Source organism: Labrys miyagiensis (assembly GCF_030160835.1).
GTDB lineage: Bacteria > Pseudomonadota > Alphaproteobacteria > Rhizobiales > Labraceae > Labrys > Labrys miyagiensis.
On the sequence record NZ_BSPC01000073.1, the window covers coordinates 1 to 661 of the forward strand.

A 661-nucleotide genomic window follows, 5' to 3' on the forward strand; every position below is an offset into this window, starting at 1 on the left:
GACGGTGTTCGCGCAAGCCCGCTTTGGTTGGCCTTCTGTGCCAGACGTCGGCGCTGCACCCATTGCGAGACGACGCCGCTTTGTCCAACAATACCCTTTGTCCGCATCTCTCGCCAGAGGGCCAAGGCGTTCCGAGCTCCTTCTTCCCAGCGGCTGTTGAGCCAAGGCAGCCAGCTATCCAGGGAACTCGGGCGCGTCCGGAACACGTCGAAGCGTTGGCCTCTCAGAACATCGCGGACAAGCTTCCGGCTATGACCGGTTTGCCGGACAATTTGGCGAATGGAGGTTCCCTTCTTTGACCGTTCCCCGATGGCCTCATTCGTCTCCTGTCGACGCAGATATCCTTCGTACTGTAGCCGTTCCGCATAGGTCAAAAGCTTTGGATCGACGACATTGCTACCGACCGCCTGCCGGATCTGGCGCATAGACTTGCCAACGGCATCCAGAAAAGCTCGGCTTGAGTTCTCCATAAGGTGCCAGCGATCGGCCACCTGATCGGCGTCAGGCAGTGCCTGAGCAATTGCTTCGCCATAGCCACCGCCGCGGTCGCGGGCCACCGTCGATATCGACGGATGCTCAGCAAGCCAAGCTTGAGAGGTATCCAGAGCTCGGTCCGGCAGCAGAGTGATCGGTCGCCTGCGCTTCAGGTCACAAACGATCG

Annotated in this window: 1 protein-coding gene; it reads right to left on the reverse strand. The window is 59.9% G+C overall.

Annotation, left to right across the window (positions count from 1 at the left end; genetic code table 11):
* A partial coding sequence (locus tag QQL24_RS31925; protein ID WP_284316357.1) for a transposase occupies positions 1–661 on the reverse strand: 661 nt, incomplete at both ends.